Here is a 13,793-nt window from a genome sequence, read left to right on the forward strand (position 1 = left end):
GACCCGTTAAATTTGATGGCGGAGGAGGAGAGATTCGAACTCTCGAACGGTTTCCCGTCGCCGGTTTTCAAGACCGGTGCCTTCAGCCACTCGGCCACCCCTCCGCACTTTTACCATCTGCACCTGAAGTGCATCTGATGGCGCGAAGTATAGGGGAAAGCCCAAAGGCTGCCAAGCATTTTTTTAGCTATTTTGTTGAATTTATGCGCTTTTATACATCTTTTTTTCGGCTGCTCAGGAAATGCGCCGCAGTGGTTCAAAAAGCCGCCAACAATGGGCCTGGAATAGCTAACAGCGATGCCGTAATAAGATAAGGTAGCTGAGTAGCTAGGTAGTTGGGTAGTTGGGTAGTTGGGTAGTTGGGTAGTTGGGTAGTTGGGTAGTTGGGTAGTTGGGTAGTTGGGTAGTTGGGGAAGCAAGGATCCTAAATCAGGCGGCTATGCCATATCATGCGCAAAGCAAAACGGGCCAGCTTTCGCTGACCCGTTAAATTTGATGGCGGAGGAGGAGAGATTCGAACTCTCGAACGGTTTCCCGTCGCCGGTTTTCAAGACCGGTGCCTTCAGCCACTCGGCCACCCCTCCGCAATGACCCGAACTATAAACATCCTCCGCGCCGATGTAAAGCAGGGCCTGATTCAACTGCCGCAAAAACAGCCAGTTTTGGTTTTTTTGTTGTTATTAGCGCCAGCCTGCTCACAGAAACGCCGCCTTAACGAGTAAAGAAGGGTAAAACGTCTTCCCCCCTTCAGGCGCGGTCCTTATTCTCACTGCAATCTAATGACCTTAAGAGGCATTTCTATGGATCGCATCGTTACTCATACCAGGCAAAGCTCGCTGCTTGCCACGCATAAAGTTTTGCGTAACACCTATTTTCTGCTGGGGCTGACGCTGGCTTTTTCGGCGGTCACCGCCACGCTCAGCACCGTTTTCGCCCTGCCCGCGCCGGGCTTAATCATCATGCTGGCTGGCTTTTATGGCCTGATGTTTCTGACTTACCGCCTGGCGGACAGCCCAACCGGCATCCTGGCTGCCTTTGCCTTTACCGGCTTTCTCGGCTATTGCCTGGGGCCAATGTTGAATACCCTGCTGTCGGCGGGCATGGGCGATGTTATCGGCCTGGCGCTCGGCGGCACCGCGCTGGTGTTCTTCTGCTGTTCAGCCTACGTGCTGACCACACGCAAGGATATGTCGTTCCTGGGCGGCATGATGATGGCAGGTTTTGTGGTACTGCTGGTGGCCGTTGTGGCTAATCTGTTTTTGCAGATCCCTGCCCTGCATCTGGCGATTAGCGTAATGTTCGTCCTGTTTTCTTCAGGCGCTATCCTGTGGGAAACCAGCAATATCATCCACGGCGGCGAAACCAACTATATCCGCGCTACCGTCAGCCTTTATGTTTCCATCTACAACATTTTTGTCAGCCTGCTGAGTATCCTTGGCATGTCCCGCAGCAACTGATGCGTTGAACGAAAACAAAAAGCCCCGCAGCGCGGGGCTTTTTTTTTGCGCATCCGCGCGGGAAAATTTTGGTAAACTGCATCCCGGTTATCAATACAGAGGCAAAACGGTGTTTTTTGACGGTAAAGAAATTTCGCGTGACGCACAGGGGTATCTGACTAACACTTCGGACTGGAGCGAGGCGCTGGCTCTGCTGTTGGCGGAGGAAGAAGGCATCGAGCTGAGCGAAGCCCACTGGGAAGTCGTGCGCTTTGTACGGGGGTTCTATCTGGAATTTAATACTTCTCCAGCCGTGCGCATGCTGGTTAAAGCCATGGCGAAAAAATATGGCGAAGAGAAAGGCAACAGCCGCTACCTGTTCCGCCTTTTCCCTAAGGGCCCGGCAAAACAGGCCACTAAAATTGCCGGCCTGCCTAAACCGGCTAAATGCCTGTAGTGAAGATCTTTATCCGGTGGTGAAACCCGCAGGCTGCTCCTGAAGCGCACAGGGTTCCGTCAGCACTTTATCGACCCTGGCCGAACGCGGCCCGCCCGCCTTCAGCCAGGCAATCAGCGCCTCGACTTCTTTTTCCTCCCCACAGGCCAATACCTCTACGCTGCCATCGTCAAGATTGCGGGCATAGCCATTAAGCCCGCGCGCGCGCGCTTCGTGCTGGGTTGTATAGCGAAATCCCACGCCCTGCACGCTGCCGTGGACCCACGCTCGTTTACAGATTGCCGTCATATTTCCTCCTGAAGAGACAGTTTGCTTTTTGTAGCCAGGCACCGGACAATGACGCCTGTTTTTCTGACTGTAAGCATAGCAAATATGACCGTTCGTTTGATTCTCGCTAAAGGACGTGAAAAGTCCTTACTCCGCCGCCATCCCTGGGTTTTCTCCGGTGCCGTAGCCCGTATGGAAGGCAAAGCCCAGTCGGGCGAAACCATTGACGTTTGCGACAGCCAGGGTAAATGGCTGGCCCGCGCCGCCTGGTCGCCCGCTTCGCAAATCCGCGCCCGCGTCTGGAGCTGGGAACAGGATGAAGCGATCGATATCGCTTTCTTTACCCGACGTTTGCAGGCAGCTCAGCAGCTGCGCGACTGGCTGGCGGAGCGTGACGATCTCGACAGCTATCGCCTGATCGCCGGCGAGTCGGACGGCCTGCCGGGCATTACCATCGATCGCTTTGGCCATTTCCTGGTGCTGCAGCTGCTTTCCGCCGGTGCCGAATACCAGCGCGCCGCCCTGATTACCGCACTACAGCACTGCTATCCGCAATGCGCCATCTACGATCGCTCTGACGTATCGGTACGTAAAAAAGAGGGTCTTGAGCTGACGCAGGGCGTGGTGATGGGCGAAACGCCGCCTGAACTGCTGCCGATTACCGAACACGGTATGAAACTGCTGGTCGATATTCAGACCGGCCATAAAACCGGCTACTACCTTGACCAGCGCGACAGCCGGCTGGCTACGCGCCGCTATGCAAAAGATCGCCGCGTGCTGAACTGCTTCTCCTATACCGGCGGCTTTGCCGTTTCGGCACTGATGGGCGGCTGCCAGCAGGTGATCAGCGTGGATACCTCACAGGCGGCGCTGGATGTGGCTCGCCAGAACGTAGAGCTGAACGGTCTGGATCTCAGCAAAGCAGAGTTTCTGCGCGATGACGTATTTAAATTGCTGCGTCGCTATCGCGAAAGCGGAGAAAAATTCGATCTGATCGTGATGGATCCGCCAAAGTTCGTTGAGAACAAAAACCAGCTGGCCGGCGCCTGCCGTGGCTATAAAGATATCAACATGCTGGCAATGCAGCTGCTTAATCCCGGCGGTATGCTGATGACGTTCTCCTGCTCTGGCCTGATGCCTACCGAGCTGTTCCAGAAAATTATTGCTGATGCTGCGCTCGATGCACAGCGTGATGTACAATTTATAGAACAGTTCAGGCAGGCAGCCGATCACCCGGTGATCGCCAGCTATCCGGAAGGTCTCTATCTGAAAGGATTTGCCTGTCGCGTGCTGTGACTTGAAAACGCTAACGCTGCCCCCATAAAGGATAGCAGGGTTATGTTTCTCGGGAGGTCACGATGATTGCCAGCAAATTTGGACTTGGCCAGCAGGTACGACACAAGCTGCTGGGTTTTTTAGGGGTGGTGGTTGATGTGGATCCGGAATACTCGTTAGAGGATCCTGAAATTGATGATATCGCCGACGGCGCGTTACGCAATGCCCCGTGGTATCACGTTGTAATGGAAGACGATAACGGCGAAACGGTGCACACCTATCTGGCGGAAGCGCAGCTGGGCTGGGAGATACCGGGCGAGCACCCCGAGCATCCTTCAATGGATGAACTCGCCGCCTCCATTCGCAAACAGCTGCAGGCGCCACGCCTCAGAAACTGACAAAGACCCCGCTTGCGGGGTTTTTTATTATCTGCCCAATCCCAGACGAGGAATTTCTATCATTGGGCAACGATCCATCACCACTTTCAGACCCGCATCGGCAGCCAGCACCGCAGCCTGCTCATTAATAACGCCCTGCTGTAGCCACAGCGATTTGGCGCCTATAGCTATTGCCTCCTGCGCCACGCCCCAGGCCGCCTCCGAATTACGGAACACGTCAACCATATCCACCGGCTCGGGGATCTCTTCCAGCTTTGCATAAACCCGCTGTCCCAGCAGCGTTTGCCCGGCCAGTTTAGGGCTGACCGGCGTCACCTTGTAGCCCTGCCCAAGCAGATACGCCATCACGTAATGGCTGGCCCTGGTGGGTTTCTCGCTGGCGCCCACCAGCGCGATATGGCGAGTCGTTGTCAAAACTTCAGTAATCATGTTGTCGTCCATAGCGGCTCCGTTAACTATTTCTGTTTTGCAAGACGATCGTATTTTGCGCTTATAATCATAGCCGCAAAAGATTTAGCATGAATAGATATGTAAAAATGTTAATATGCTGTCATACTGAAAGACTTTGATACATTCGCTCTTTTTTTACATTTTGGGCATCTGGAGAAATAATGAAGCTGGGTCTGCTCCTGACAGGGTTGATGGCAATGTGGGTTGCGGCTGCGGCCCAGGCGACCACCTTAAAACTCGCGCCTGAGATCGATCTGCTGGTGCTCGACGGTCATAAAATTTCCGGTTCGCTGCTGAAAGGCGCCGATGGGCTGGAACTGGAGCAAGGGCAGCACCAGCTGCTGTTCCGCATAGAAAAAAGGCTGGAAAACAGCCATACCTCATCCTGGCGTTCGCCGCCGCTGATCGTGACTTTTACTACCAACGTTAAATCAATTGCTATCGCGTTGCCTGCTATCCACACGTCTGCCCAGGCACGTGCGTTTGCTCATCGCCCCGATTTTCAGCTGCATGACGAGCACGGCAAGATCGTGCAGAGTCAGCAGGACAGGCTGACCGGCACCGCCGGCGAAAATTATGAACGGGAAATGGCGGTTTATAATATGCAGGGCCATTCGGCTTCGGTACCTCGTTTTGCGCAGCCGCATACTACCGGCAGCCCGACAGACGATACGCTGACTTTCGCCAGCAGCCACTATCCGGCTGGCCGCGTACTGCAGCTATGGTATCAACAGGTTGACGCCGCTACCCGCCAACGTTTTGTTCTGCTAATGAAAGCCCTACGCACAGGTTAAGCCTGCCTTGCTGGCATCCCGGGATCGGAAGCCGTATAGTTTGCTTTTCAACGCAACAGGATATCGCCATGGAGCAGACTACCCGCACCCTAGGGGAAAAAAAACATATTGCGCTGGTCGCGCACGATCACTGTAAAGCCTCAATGATGGCGTGGGTCGACAGCCACAAAGCGCTGTTGCAGCACCATACGCTGTACGCAACCGGCACCACCGGCAATCTGATCCAGCGCGCCACCGGCCTGCCGGTGACCGCTATGCTAAGCGGCCCAATGGGCGGCGACCAGCAGGTAGGCGCGCTGATTTCGGAAGGCAAAATCGACGTGCTGATTTTCTTCTGGGATCCGCTGAACGCGGTGCCGCACGATCCTGACGTCAAAGCGCTGCTGCGCCTGGCAACGGTCTGGAATATTCCTGTTGCGACCAATCGCGCCACCGCCGACTTTATTATTCATTCCCCGCTGTTCGCACAGCCGCTTGATATTTCTATTCCTGACTATCAACGTTATTTGCAGGCGCGCCTGCAGTAGACGCCACGGGCGTGCCGGATTACGGCTTGCGTAACAGCGGTACGCCCATGCGTTTAAATTCTGCTACAAAGCCTGACGGCGCATCGCTGTCAAACAGCAGCCAAACCTGTTTTTTCGCCCGCGTAATGGCGACATAGGCCAAACGCCGCTCTTCGGCGTCGGGAAAATCTTCCGGCTGCGGCAGCAGCGCCTGCTCGATAACCGACTCTCTGGCAGCGGCCGGAAACCCATCCTCGCCGCTTTTTAGCCCCAGCAACAGGACGTAATCTGCTTCCTGCCCCTTGCTGGCGTGTATCGTTGCAAAAGAAATATTCAGGCCTGGCCAGCGAGTTTTCGCTTTAGCCAGCAGCGGCGGTTGCTGGTAGTGATAGCGCGCAAGGATCAGGATTTTTTCTTCCTGCGTGACGTAGCCGCTGAGCTTATTCAGCAGCGGTTCCAGCTGTGAATCAGGCAGCAACGAGAGGGCTTTTTTAGTGCCTTTGCTCAGGCTGTTCAGCGTTTTTTTCAGCTGGGACGGATTGCGTTGGATAAAGTCATTGGCTATTTCGCCAATACGCTCGTTGAATCGCCAGGTCGTGTCCAGCACGCAGCGTTCGCCTGCACCAAAATAATGATGAAAGGCGGTAGTGAGGGCCATTTCCGCGCCGCTAAAGCGATAAATCGCCTGCCAGTCATCGCCCACGGCGAACAGCGAAGACTGACTGTTTTGTCTGCGTAGCGCCGCCAGCAGAGCCGCTCGCTGCGGCGACATATCCTGAAATTCATCGACCAGGATGTGCTTCCACGGACTGATAAAGCGTCCTTTTTCCAACACGGCGATCGCCTGATGGATCAGCCCGGCAAAATCTACCGCGCCTTCTTCTTTCACAGCGCCTTTCCAGGCTTTTAACAGCGGCGCCATCAGTTTGACTCGTTTGCTGAACAGATCGCGAACCGCTTCCGGCGCGGAGTCGATCATCGCGGCCTGCGCGCCGCCGTGCATTCGCATAAGCTCCAGCCAGCGCTCCAGACGCGCGCCGACTCTGTTGGCCAACTTCTCATCCTGCCAGTAAGCACCTTCGTCCAGCTCCCAGCCTAAATCCTCATGAAGCCACTGCCGCCAGCCGCTGGCCTGCGCTTTTTTCTCGCTGCACTGTTGCTGCCAGGTTTCTGTCAGCAGCCTGCGCCTCAGCGCGCCGTCAGTTTCCAGCTTGCTAATCACTGGCGACCTGTTGCTGCCCTGCTGAATAATGTGCAGCGCCAGGGAATGAAAAGTGCGCGCTTCAAGGTCATGGCTACCGAGCCGCGTTTTAAGCCGGTGGTTCATTTCTTCCGCTGCCCGACGGCCAAATGACAACAGCAGAATTTGCTCTGCGGCAGCCGCTTTACGCATCAGCAGCCAGCCTGCACGCGCCACCAGCACCGAGGTTTTCCCGCTGCCCGCCCCGGCCAGCACCAGCACCGCCTCCTCGCCGTTGACTACCGCGCCGGCCTGGGAGGCGTTAAGCGGTGAACTTTCGATCCCGGCAAAAAAATCGGCATACTGCACCAGCATTTTTTCCGTCCAGCGCCTGTTACGCTGCTGACGCTGCGCCTCGCTGTTTTCCAGCCAGCGCCGACAGAAAAGGTATGCTTCGCGACAGGATTCAAACTCTTCAAGACGGGCGACGGGTAAAGGCTGCGAGGAGAAAGCATCCCGAATTTTTTCGCCCCAGTTCGCCACCTCCTGGCGTTTCAGCCAGCGATCCTGCTGCTCAAACTCGCTTAGTCTTACGACCTGCTGCTGTAAAACTTCGGCGGCGATCGGGCTCATCTGCTGGCTCCATGCCTGCCATGCCTGGTTAAGATAGTGATAAAAACGCTGCGTTTCCTGCCACTCCGTGCCGTGCAAACGCACCACTTTATTATCGGGCAGCGAAAATTCCAGCTCTCCCCAGACCAGTCCGCGTTTGCAGCGGATCGCCAACAGCTGGTTAAAAGGGATCAGGTATTCATGCTTCTGACCACTGACTTCGACGCCGGCAGAGAGCAGACGCACCCGATTATAGGGATGCTGCGCCAGATGCTTACCCAGCGAGGTTGCTTTCAGTTCCATAGAGGCTCTCGGGCTGCGGTTAATCTGTCGGACAGTTTACCCGGCAAGGATGTACCGCTCCAGCGTTAAAACGCGGTATAATCAACGTATTGAATTTTCTTTTTTCGCGCAGCGCGAGGACCCTATCTGATGCGTACCGTTTTAAATATTTTAAATTTCTTTCTGGGCGGTTTTGTCACGACTCTTGGCTGGCTTGTTGCCACGCTGCTCAGCATCGTTTTCATTATTACGCTGCCGTTGACCCGTTCCTGCTGGGAAATCACCAGGCTTTCGCTGCTGCCTTTCGGCAATGAAGCGGTGCATGTGGATGAGCTTAACCCCGCCAAAAAGAATGTTTTGTTGAACTCCGGCGGCACCGTGTTAAATATCATCTGGTTTATTTTCTGCGGCTGGTGGCTTTGCGTCACCCATATCCTGGTAGGTATCGCGCAGTGTATTACAATTATCGGTATCCCTACGGGCATCGCACACTTTAAGATCGCCGCTATCGCACTCTGGCCGGTCGGACGCCGCGTAGTCAGCGTTGAAGTCGCCAAAGCCGCCCGTGAAGCCAACGCCCGCAGCCGGTATAACTAACTATGCGCCTGTCGCTGTCGCCACGCCTGCGTCGCTATGCCTATAACAGTGCCCTGCTCTACAACCTGCGCATCTTTTTTGCGCTGGCCGGCACGGCGGGCGTGCCTTTATGGCTGGGCCAGATAACCTGGACTATCCCGCTAACGCTGGGCGTAGTGGCGGCAGCGCTGGCCGATCTTGACGATCGCCTCAGCGGCAGGCTGCGCAATTTATTGATCACCCTGGTTTGCTTTTGCGTGGCCTCCGTCTCGGTGGAGCTGCTTTCTCCTTTTCCCTGGCTGTTTACCCTTGGGCTGGCGCTGTCTACCTGGGGGTTTATCCTGCTCGGCGCGCTGGGTCAGCGTTACGCGACTATTGCTTTCGGCGCACTGCTGATCGCTGTCTATACGCTGCTGGGACTTGGTCTGTTTCCACAGTGGTATTTGCAGCCCTCGCTGCTGCTGACGGGAGCTATCTGGTACAACCTGCTGACGCTGATCGGTCACCTGATTTTTCCCGTGCGTCCGTTACAGGAGAACATTGCGCGCTGCTTTGAAGGCCTGGCGCGTTACCTGGAAGCAAAAGCAGGTCTCTTCGATCCAGACATCGAAGAAAATGACGACGCTTCGCTGATTGAAGCGGCAATGGCCAATAGCCAGCTGGTCGCCACCCTGAATCAAACCAAGATTTCCATCCAGTCCCGGCTGCGCGGCGATCGCGGGCAGCGTAGCACCCGCCGTACGCTGCACTATTATTTCGTGGCGCAGGATATTCACGAGCGCGCCAGCTCTTCCCACGCGCAATATCACGCCTTACGCAAAGAATATCGCTACAGCGATATTTTGTTCCGCTTTCAGCGGCTGTTAACCATGCAGGCTCGCGCCTGCCAGCAGCTCTCCAACGCTATCTTGCTGCGCGAGCCCTGGCAGCACGATCCGCGTTTTGAGCGCGCTTTTGTGCATCTTCAGGCCGCGCTGGAGCGTCTGAGCGCGACTCAACCCGCCAGCAACGAACTGAAAGCTATGCATTATCTGCTGCATAACCTTAAGGCTATCGACGCCCAGCTGGCGACCATCGAGTCTGAGCAGGTTTTGCAGGACAACAGCGACGGACGTCTTTCCAGTGAAGGCCTGACCGGCTGGCCAGATATCCGCCTGCGCCTGAGTCGCCATCTTTCGCCGCAGTCGCCGCTTTTCCGTCACGCCGTGCGTATGTCGCTGCTGCTCTGTACAGGCTACGCTTTTATCCAGATCACCGGGCTGGAACACGGCTACTGGATCCTGCTGACCAGCCTGTTTGTCTGCCAGCCCAACTACAACGCGACGAAAAGGCGACTGGCGCTGCGCATTATCGGCACGCTGGCCGGTATAGCGATCGGTCTGCCGCTACTCTGGCTGATCCCCTCCATTGAGGGACAGCTGCTACTCATTGTGCTTACCGGCGTGCTGTTTTTCGCCTTCCGACAGTCGCAATATGCCTACGCTACGCTTTTTATCACCCTGCTGGTACTTTGCTGCTTTAATCTGCTTGGTGAGGGGTTCGAGATCGCGCTGCCGCGTATTATTGATACGCTGCTGGGCTGCGGCATAGCCTGGATCGCCGTGGCCTTTATCTGGCCCGACTGGCGTTTCCGCCAGCTTTCCGCCGTCGCGGATCGCACGCTTAACGCCAACTGCCGCTATCTGGACGCCATTCTGGTGCAATATCACCAGGGCAAAGATAATCGCCTGGATTACCGCATTGCCCGGCGCGATGCGCACAACTGCGACGCCGAGCTGGCCTCTGTGGTGTCTAATATTTCGGCCGAAAAAAACGCCAGCGCGGGCCTGCGTGAAGACGCTTTCCGACTGCTGTGCCTGAACCACTCTTTCCTCAGCTATATTTCCGCGCTGGGCGCCCATCGCGAGAAGATAACCAATCCGGCGATGCTGCAACTGATGGATGATGCGGTCTGCTACGTCGACGATGTGCTGCATATTGATATTGTTGATGAAGACAAAGCGGCCAGGCTGCTGGGCAATCTTTCTGCCCGCCTGGCAGCAGCGGAAGCGGCGCCGGACACAAAGGAGCCGCTGGTTTTACAGCAGGTTGGCCTGCTGGTCGCGCTGCTGCCGGAAATTGTCCGGCTGAAAAAAAAGAGGCTGGCCTAAGACTTTTGCTGCCTGGCCCAGCGCCGCAACGTTTCCTTATGCCACTGACGAAGCTCGGTTTTTACGCTTTCGGGCAGCGCCTCGTGATGGCGGCCCGTAATCGCGCCTTCCAGCGCGAAAAGTACGTTGATGCCCAGGTTATTGTTGCTGGCGTACAGCTTGAGCCAACAGCGTCTGGCACCCTGCTCTTTGAGCATGGCGATAGTGCTGATCCCGGCCTGACGTAGCAGCGTCTCGATGCGGATAGTCAAATTAGGCAAATCTTTCAGGCGCTGGTTTTGCTGCTTCCGCGTTCGCTGCTGGCGTGCGCCCTGCAGGCAAAGCCGCGAGAGCGCCACCAGCTGCCCGTGCTCTTTCCACAGCGGATCGTCCACCCGATAATAATCCAGCGCGACCGGCATCCCTCTTTTAGTAAAATGCAGAGGCTGCATCTTCCGCTCCACGATATAGGGCTTCACCTGCTCGCAGGCCCGCAGATAAAGCTCCCCTTCCGCTACCAGCGCGAACACCACGTTCTCTATCGACAGGCTATAGCCGCCAAACTGGCTGCGGCATTCGATTTCGCCCAGTTCGGCGAGCTGACGTCTGGCTTTTTCAATCTGTTTTTTTGACTGACTCATCCTTTTCTCCCTGTATACAGAATACCCTCGTCCCTGTGTGAAATGAAAAGTATGCAATCGTGGTAACAGGTTCAATTACTAATTGCCGTTACAGCCGGTTTCATTGTGATTTTGCGAGACGTTATCAAAATTTAGGGTTGATCTTTGTTCACCGCCCTTATACTGTATATCCATACAGTGACCTGCGAGCAAAGCCGATATGCGTACTCATTCCATGAAATCTCATTCTGTTAACAGCCGTTTTCCTCAGCCCCGCTCTTCTTCATCCCACAGCGAAGCGACTGGCCTGATCAGCGAACTGATCTACAGCGAGAATCAGCCGGGCATGACGCAAATGCTGCTGCTACCCCTGCTTCAGCAGCTGGGTACCCAGTCCCGCTGGCAGCTATGGCTGACGCCGCAGCAAAAGCTGAGCCGCAGCTGGCTTGCGCGTTCCGGGCTGCCGCTTAATAAAGTGATGCAGGTGCAGGGACAAGCCATTAATACGCTGGAAGCCATGATTAAAGCGCTGCAAACGGGGAACTACAGCGTGGTGTTGGGTTGGCTGCCCGAGGAACTGACCGAGGAAGATCGTCGTCGACTGCATGACGCAGCATTAAGCGGCCAGGCTTTAGGCCTGATTATGCGACCGGATCCGGTCGAAATTGTCGCGCACAGACCCTTTAATGGGTTAAAAATTCAGTCAAGTTTGTATCATTAAGTAAAAATAAGAGTTTTCTCATCATAAACTTCTTCGCCGGGCGTGATAAGCGTCTGATTATGCTATGACCCGGCGTGACAATGGCTTAGCCTCGTTTTTCCCGGAAATTATCTCCCGCTATCCTGTACGCAAATGTGTAAAAATGTGTACAAAACGCCGTTTTTTTTCAGAGCGCCTGCACATCTTACTTGTAAGTTTGCTGGTACGTTGTAGACTTTACGTCGCCAGGGTGCTCAATAATCTCCCTTTTTTGGATGAGTCATAATCGAGCGTCATAACCCGGCGAAGGATTAAATCAAAGAGCTAATGAAAGCTCATTGCCTATTTGGATGATAACGAGGCGCAAAAATGAAAAAGACAGCTATCGCAATTGCAGTGGCACTGGCTGGCTTCGCTACCGTAGCGCAGGCCGCTCCTAAAGATGACACCTGGTATACCGGTGCGAAACTGGGCTGGTCTCAGTACCACGACACTGGTTACTACGGTAACGGTTATGCAAACAACGACGGCCCAACTCACGAAAGCCAGCTGGGCGCAGGTGCCTTCGGTGGTTACCAGGCTAATCAATACCTGGGCTTCGAACTGGGTTATGACTGGCTGGGTCGTATGCCTAACAAAGGCAATGTCGTAAACGGCGCATTTAAAGCACAGGGTATTCAGCTGGCTGCGAAACTGAGCTACCCAATCTATGACGATCTGGACGTGTACACCCGTCTGGGCGGCATGGTATGGCGCGCTGACTCCACGCAGAACAACAACGGTACTCGCATCAGCGATCACGATACCGGTGTTTCTCCGCTGGCAGCTGTAGGTGTTGAATATGCTGTAAACAAAAACTGGGCTACCCGTCTGGACTACCAGTGGGTTAACAACATCGGTGACGCAAACACCGTTGGCACCCGTCCAGATAACGCCATGCTGAGCGTAGGTGTTTCCTATCGTTTCGGCCAGGATGAAGCAGCGCCAGCACCGGCCCCGGCTCCAGCGCCAGCGCCAGTTGTTGAAACCAAGCGTTTCACCCTGAAATCAGACGTGCTGTTCACCTTCAACAAGGCGACTCTGAAGCCAGAAGGTCAGCAGGCTCTGGATCAGCTGTACACCCAGCTGAGCTCTCTGGATCCTAAAGACGGCAACGTCGTGGTTCTGGGCTTCACCGACCGTATCGGTTCTGACCAGTACAACCAGAAACTGTCTGAGAAACGTGCACAGTCCGTTGTTGACTACCTCGTGTCTAAAGGCATCCCTTCTAACAAGATCTCTGCACGTGGCATGGGTGAATCTAACCCAGTTACCGGCAACACCTGTGACAGCGTGAAAGGCCGTAACGCCCTGATCGAATGTCTGGGTCCAGACCGTCGCGTAGAAATCCAGGTTAAAGGCATCAAAGACGTGGTAACTCAGCCTCAGGGTTAAGTTTACGCTTTGATAAAAACCCCGCTTCGGCGGGGTTTTTTGTGGGCGCTGTTTCGCGCTGCTGCTTATTACCCCGTCGGCCGTCATTGCAGACAGGCCTAATCCGGCTTGCCCAGAATCGCCTGTAAATCCTGCCTGAGCGAAGACATCTGGCTGGCATATTTTTCTTTATGCTCTGCATCTTCTATCAGCTGCACAATGGTGTCCGAAAGCGTGACGTTTCGCCGCTGCGCCAGCGCGGCCAGCCGCTGCCAGACCAGATACTCCAGATCGATAGATTTCTTACGCGTATGCTGATGTTCGGCATTAAAGTGACGCTTGCGGCGCGCGCGTATACTTTGCTTCATGCGGTTTTCCAGCGCCGGATTGATATGACGGGCAATCCATGTCGTTACCTCGCCAGGGCTGTGTTCTATCGCCAGCAGCTCACCGACGGCAGCCTGGGCCGCGCTTCGCTCCAGATAACGCGTGATCGCTTCACCTTCCCGGTGTTTTTTCACCAGGTATGTCCACTTCCATCCGCTTTCAAGGTTTTCCAGTTGCTGGTATTTCATCGGGATCTCATGCTAAACCTGTAACCTATTTAGAATAACAGCTTTTTTAACATAGCCGCACGGAAAACCAGAGCGAACTCGCAATTGCGCCCCCTAAGGGTGCAAAGAAGAACTCAGCGATGC

15 protein-coding genes and 2 tRNA genes are annotated in these 13,793 nt (G+C 55.0%); 10 read left to right on the forward strand and 7 right to left on the reverse strand.

Annotated elements, in window-relative coordinates:
- Nucleotides 1–16 precede the first annotated feature (16 nt).
- A tRNA-Ser gene (locus EGK14_RS08575) sits at nucleotides 17–104 on the reverse strand.
- Between the two features lie 392 nt (nucleotides 105–496).
- Nucleotides 497–584 (reverse strand) — tRNA-Ser (locus EGK14_RS08580).
- 216 nt (nucleotides 585–800) lie between these two features.
- Between EGK14_RS08580 and yccA the strand changes: the two genes are divergently transcribed.
- Both yccA and tusE read left to right on the forward strand, forming a co-directional pair.
- Nucleotides 801–1,457 (forward strand): FtsH protease modulator YccA, encoded by a 657-nt coding sequence (gene yccA, locus EGK14_RS08585; RefSeq protein WP_125288675.1) that lies wholly within the window; start codon nucleotides 801–803, stop codon nucleotides 1,455–1,457.
- Nucleotides 1,458–1,566: 109 nt separating this feature from the next.
- Entirely contained in the window at nucleotides 1,567–1,893 is a 327-nt protein-coding gene (gene tusE, locus EGK14_RS08590) for a sulfurtransferase TusE (RefSeq protein WP_125288676.1), read from the forward strand.
- A gap of 9 nt (nucleotides 1,894–1,902) precedes the next feature.
- Here the strand turns inward: tusE and yccX are convergent, their stop codons facing one another.
- Nucleotides 1,903–2,181 carry an acylphosphatase gene (yccX, locus tag EGK14_RS08595; RefSeq protein WP_125288677.1) on the reverse strand — a complete coding sequence of 93 codons (279 nt, stop codon included), beginning with the start codon at nucleotides 2,179–2,181 and terminating at the stop codon, nucleotides 1,903–1,905.
- An 84-nt stretch (nucleotides 2,182–2,265) separates the two neighbouring features.
- On the opposite strand from yccX, the gene rlmI reads away from it, so the two are divergent.
- Entirely contained in the window at nucleotides 2,266–3,456 is a 1,191-nt protein-coding gene (gene rlmI, locus EGK14_RS08600) for a 23S rRNA (cytosine(1962)-C(5))-methyltransferase RlmI (RefSeq protein ID WP_125288678.1), read from the forward strand.
- Between the two features lie 62 nt (nucleotides 3,457–3,518).
- Nucleotides 3,519–3,833, forward strand: coding sequence for a heat shock protein HspQ (gene hspQ / locus EGK14_RS08605; protein ID WP_125288679.1), 315 nt, complete (start codon nucleotides 3,519–3,521; stop codon nucleotides 3,831–3,833).
- Between the two features lie 27 nt (nucleotides 3,834–3,860).
- Here the strand turns inward: hspQ and EGK14_RS08610 are convergent, their stop codons facing one another.
- Entirely contained in the window at nucleotides 3,861–4,274 is a 414-nt protein-coding gene (locus EGK14_RS08610; RefSeq protein WP_125288680.1) for a CoA-binding protein, read from the reverse strand.
- Nucleotides 4,275–4,444: 170 nt separating this feature from the next.
- On the opposite strand from EGK14_RS08610, the gene EGK14_RS08615 reads away from it, so the two are divergent.
- Nucleotides 4,445–5,077 (forward strand): DUF2057 family protein, encoded by a 633-nt coding sequence (locus tag EGK14_RS08615; protein ID WP_125288681.1) that lies wholly within the window; start codon nucleotides 4,445–4,447, stop codon nucleotides 5,075–5,077.
- 68 nt (nucleotides 5,078–5,145) lie between these two features.
- Nucleotides 5,146–5,604 (forward strand): methylglyoxal synthase, encoded by a 459-nt coding sequence (locus tag EGK14_RS08620; RefSeq protein ID WP_125288682.1) that lies wholly within the window; start codon nucleotides 5,146–5,148, stop codon nucleotides 5,602–5,604.
- Nucleotides 5,605–5,623: 19 nt separating this feature from the next.
- Here EGK14_RS08620 and helD read toward each other — a convergent pair whose 3' ends face one another.
- Complete coding sequence (gene helD / locus EGK14_RS08625; RefSeq protein ID WP_125288683.1) at nucleotides 5,624–7,678, reverse strand: DNA helicase IV; 2,055 nt, start codon at nucleotides 7,676–7,678, stop codon at nucleotides 5,624–5,626.
- 129 nt (nucleotides 7,679–7,807) lie between these two features.
- On the opposite strand from helD, the gene EGK14_RS08630 reads away from it, so the two are divergent.
- Both EGK14_RS08630 and yccS read left to right on the forward strand, forming a co-directional pair.
- Nucleotides 7,808–8,254, forward strand: a complete 447-nt coding sequence (locus EGK14_RS08630) for a YccF domain-containing protein (RefSeq protein WP_125288684.1) — start codon at nucleotides 7,808–7,810, stop codon at nucleotides 8,252–8,254.
- 2 nt (nucleotides 8,255–8,256) lie between these two features.
- Nucleotides 8,257–10,383, forward strand: coding sequence for a YccS family putative transporter (gene yccS / locus EGK14_RS08635; protein WP_125288685.1), 2,127 nt, complete (start codon nucleotides 8,257–8,259; stop codon nucleotides 10,381–10,383).
- On the opposite strand, the gene EGK14_RS08640 is transcribed toward yccS, so the two are convergent.
- Nucleotides 10,380–11,003, reverse strand: coding sequence for a TfoX/Sxy family DNA transformation protein (locus EGK14_RS08640; protein ID WP_125288686.1), 624 nt, complete (start codon nucleotides 11,001–11,003; stop codon nucleotides 10,380–10,382). The two genes, yccS and EGK14_RS08640, sit on opposite strands and share 4 nt — an antisense overlap.
- Nucleotides 11,004–11,202: 199 nt before the next feature.
- On the opposite strand from EGK14_RS08640, the gene sulA reads away from it, so the two are divergent.
- On the forward strand, nucleotides 11,203–11,703 hold the full coding sequence (gene sulA / locus EGK14_RS08645) for an SOS-induced cell division inhibitor SulA (RefSeq protein WP_125288687.1): 501 nt from the start codon (nucleotides 11,203–11,205) through the stop codon (nucleotides 11,701–11,703).
- 348 nt (nucleotides 11,704–12,051) lie between these two features.
- On the forward strand, nucleotides 12,052–13,116 hold the full coding sequence (gene ompA, locus EGK14_RS08650) for a porin OmpA (protein ID WP_125288688.1): 1,065 nt from the start codon (nucleotides 12,052–12,054) through the stop codon (nucleotides 13,114–13,116).
- Between the two features lie 98 nt (nucleotides 13,117–13,214).
- On the opposite strand, the gene matP is transcribed toward ompA, so the two are convergent.
- Entirely contained in the window at nucleotides 13,215–13,670 is a 456-nt protein-coding gene (gene matP / locus EGK14_RS08655) for a macrodomain Ter protein MatP (protein ID WP_125288689.1), read from the reverse strand.
- Nucleotides 13,671–13,793 lie beyond the last annotated feature (123 nt).

Source organism: Erwinia sp. 198 (assembly GCF_003937915.1).
GTDB lineage: Bacteria > Pseudomonadota > Gammaproteobacteria > Enterobacterales > Enterobacteriaceae > Erwinia > Erwinia aeris.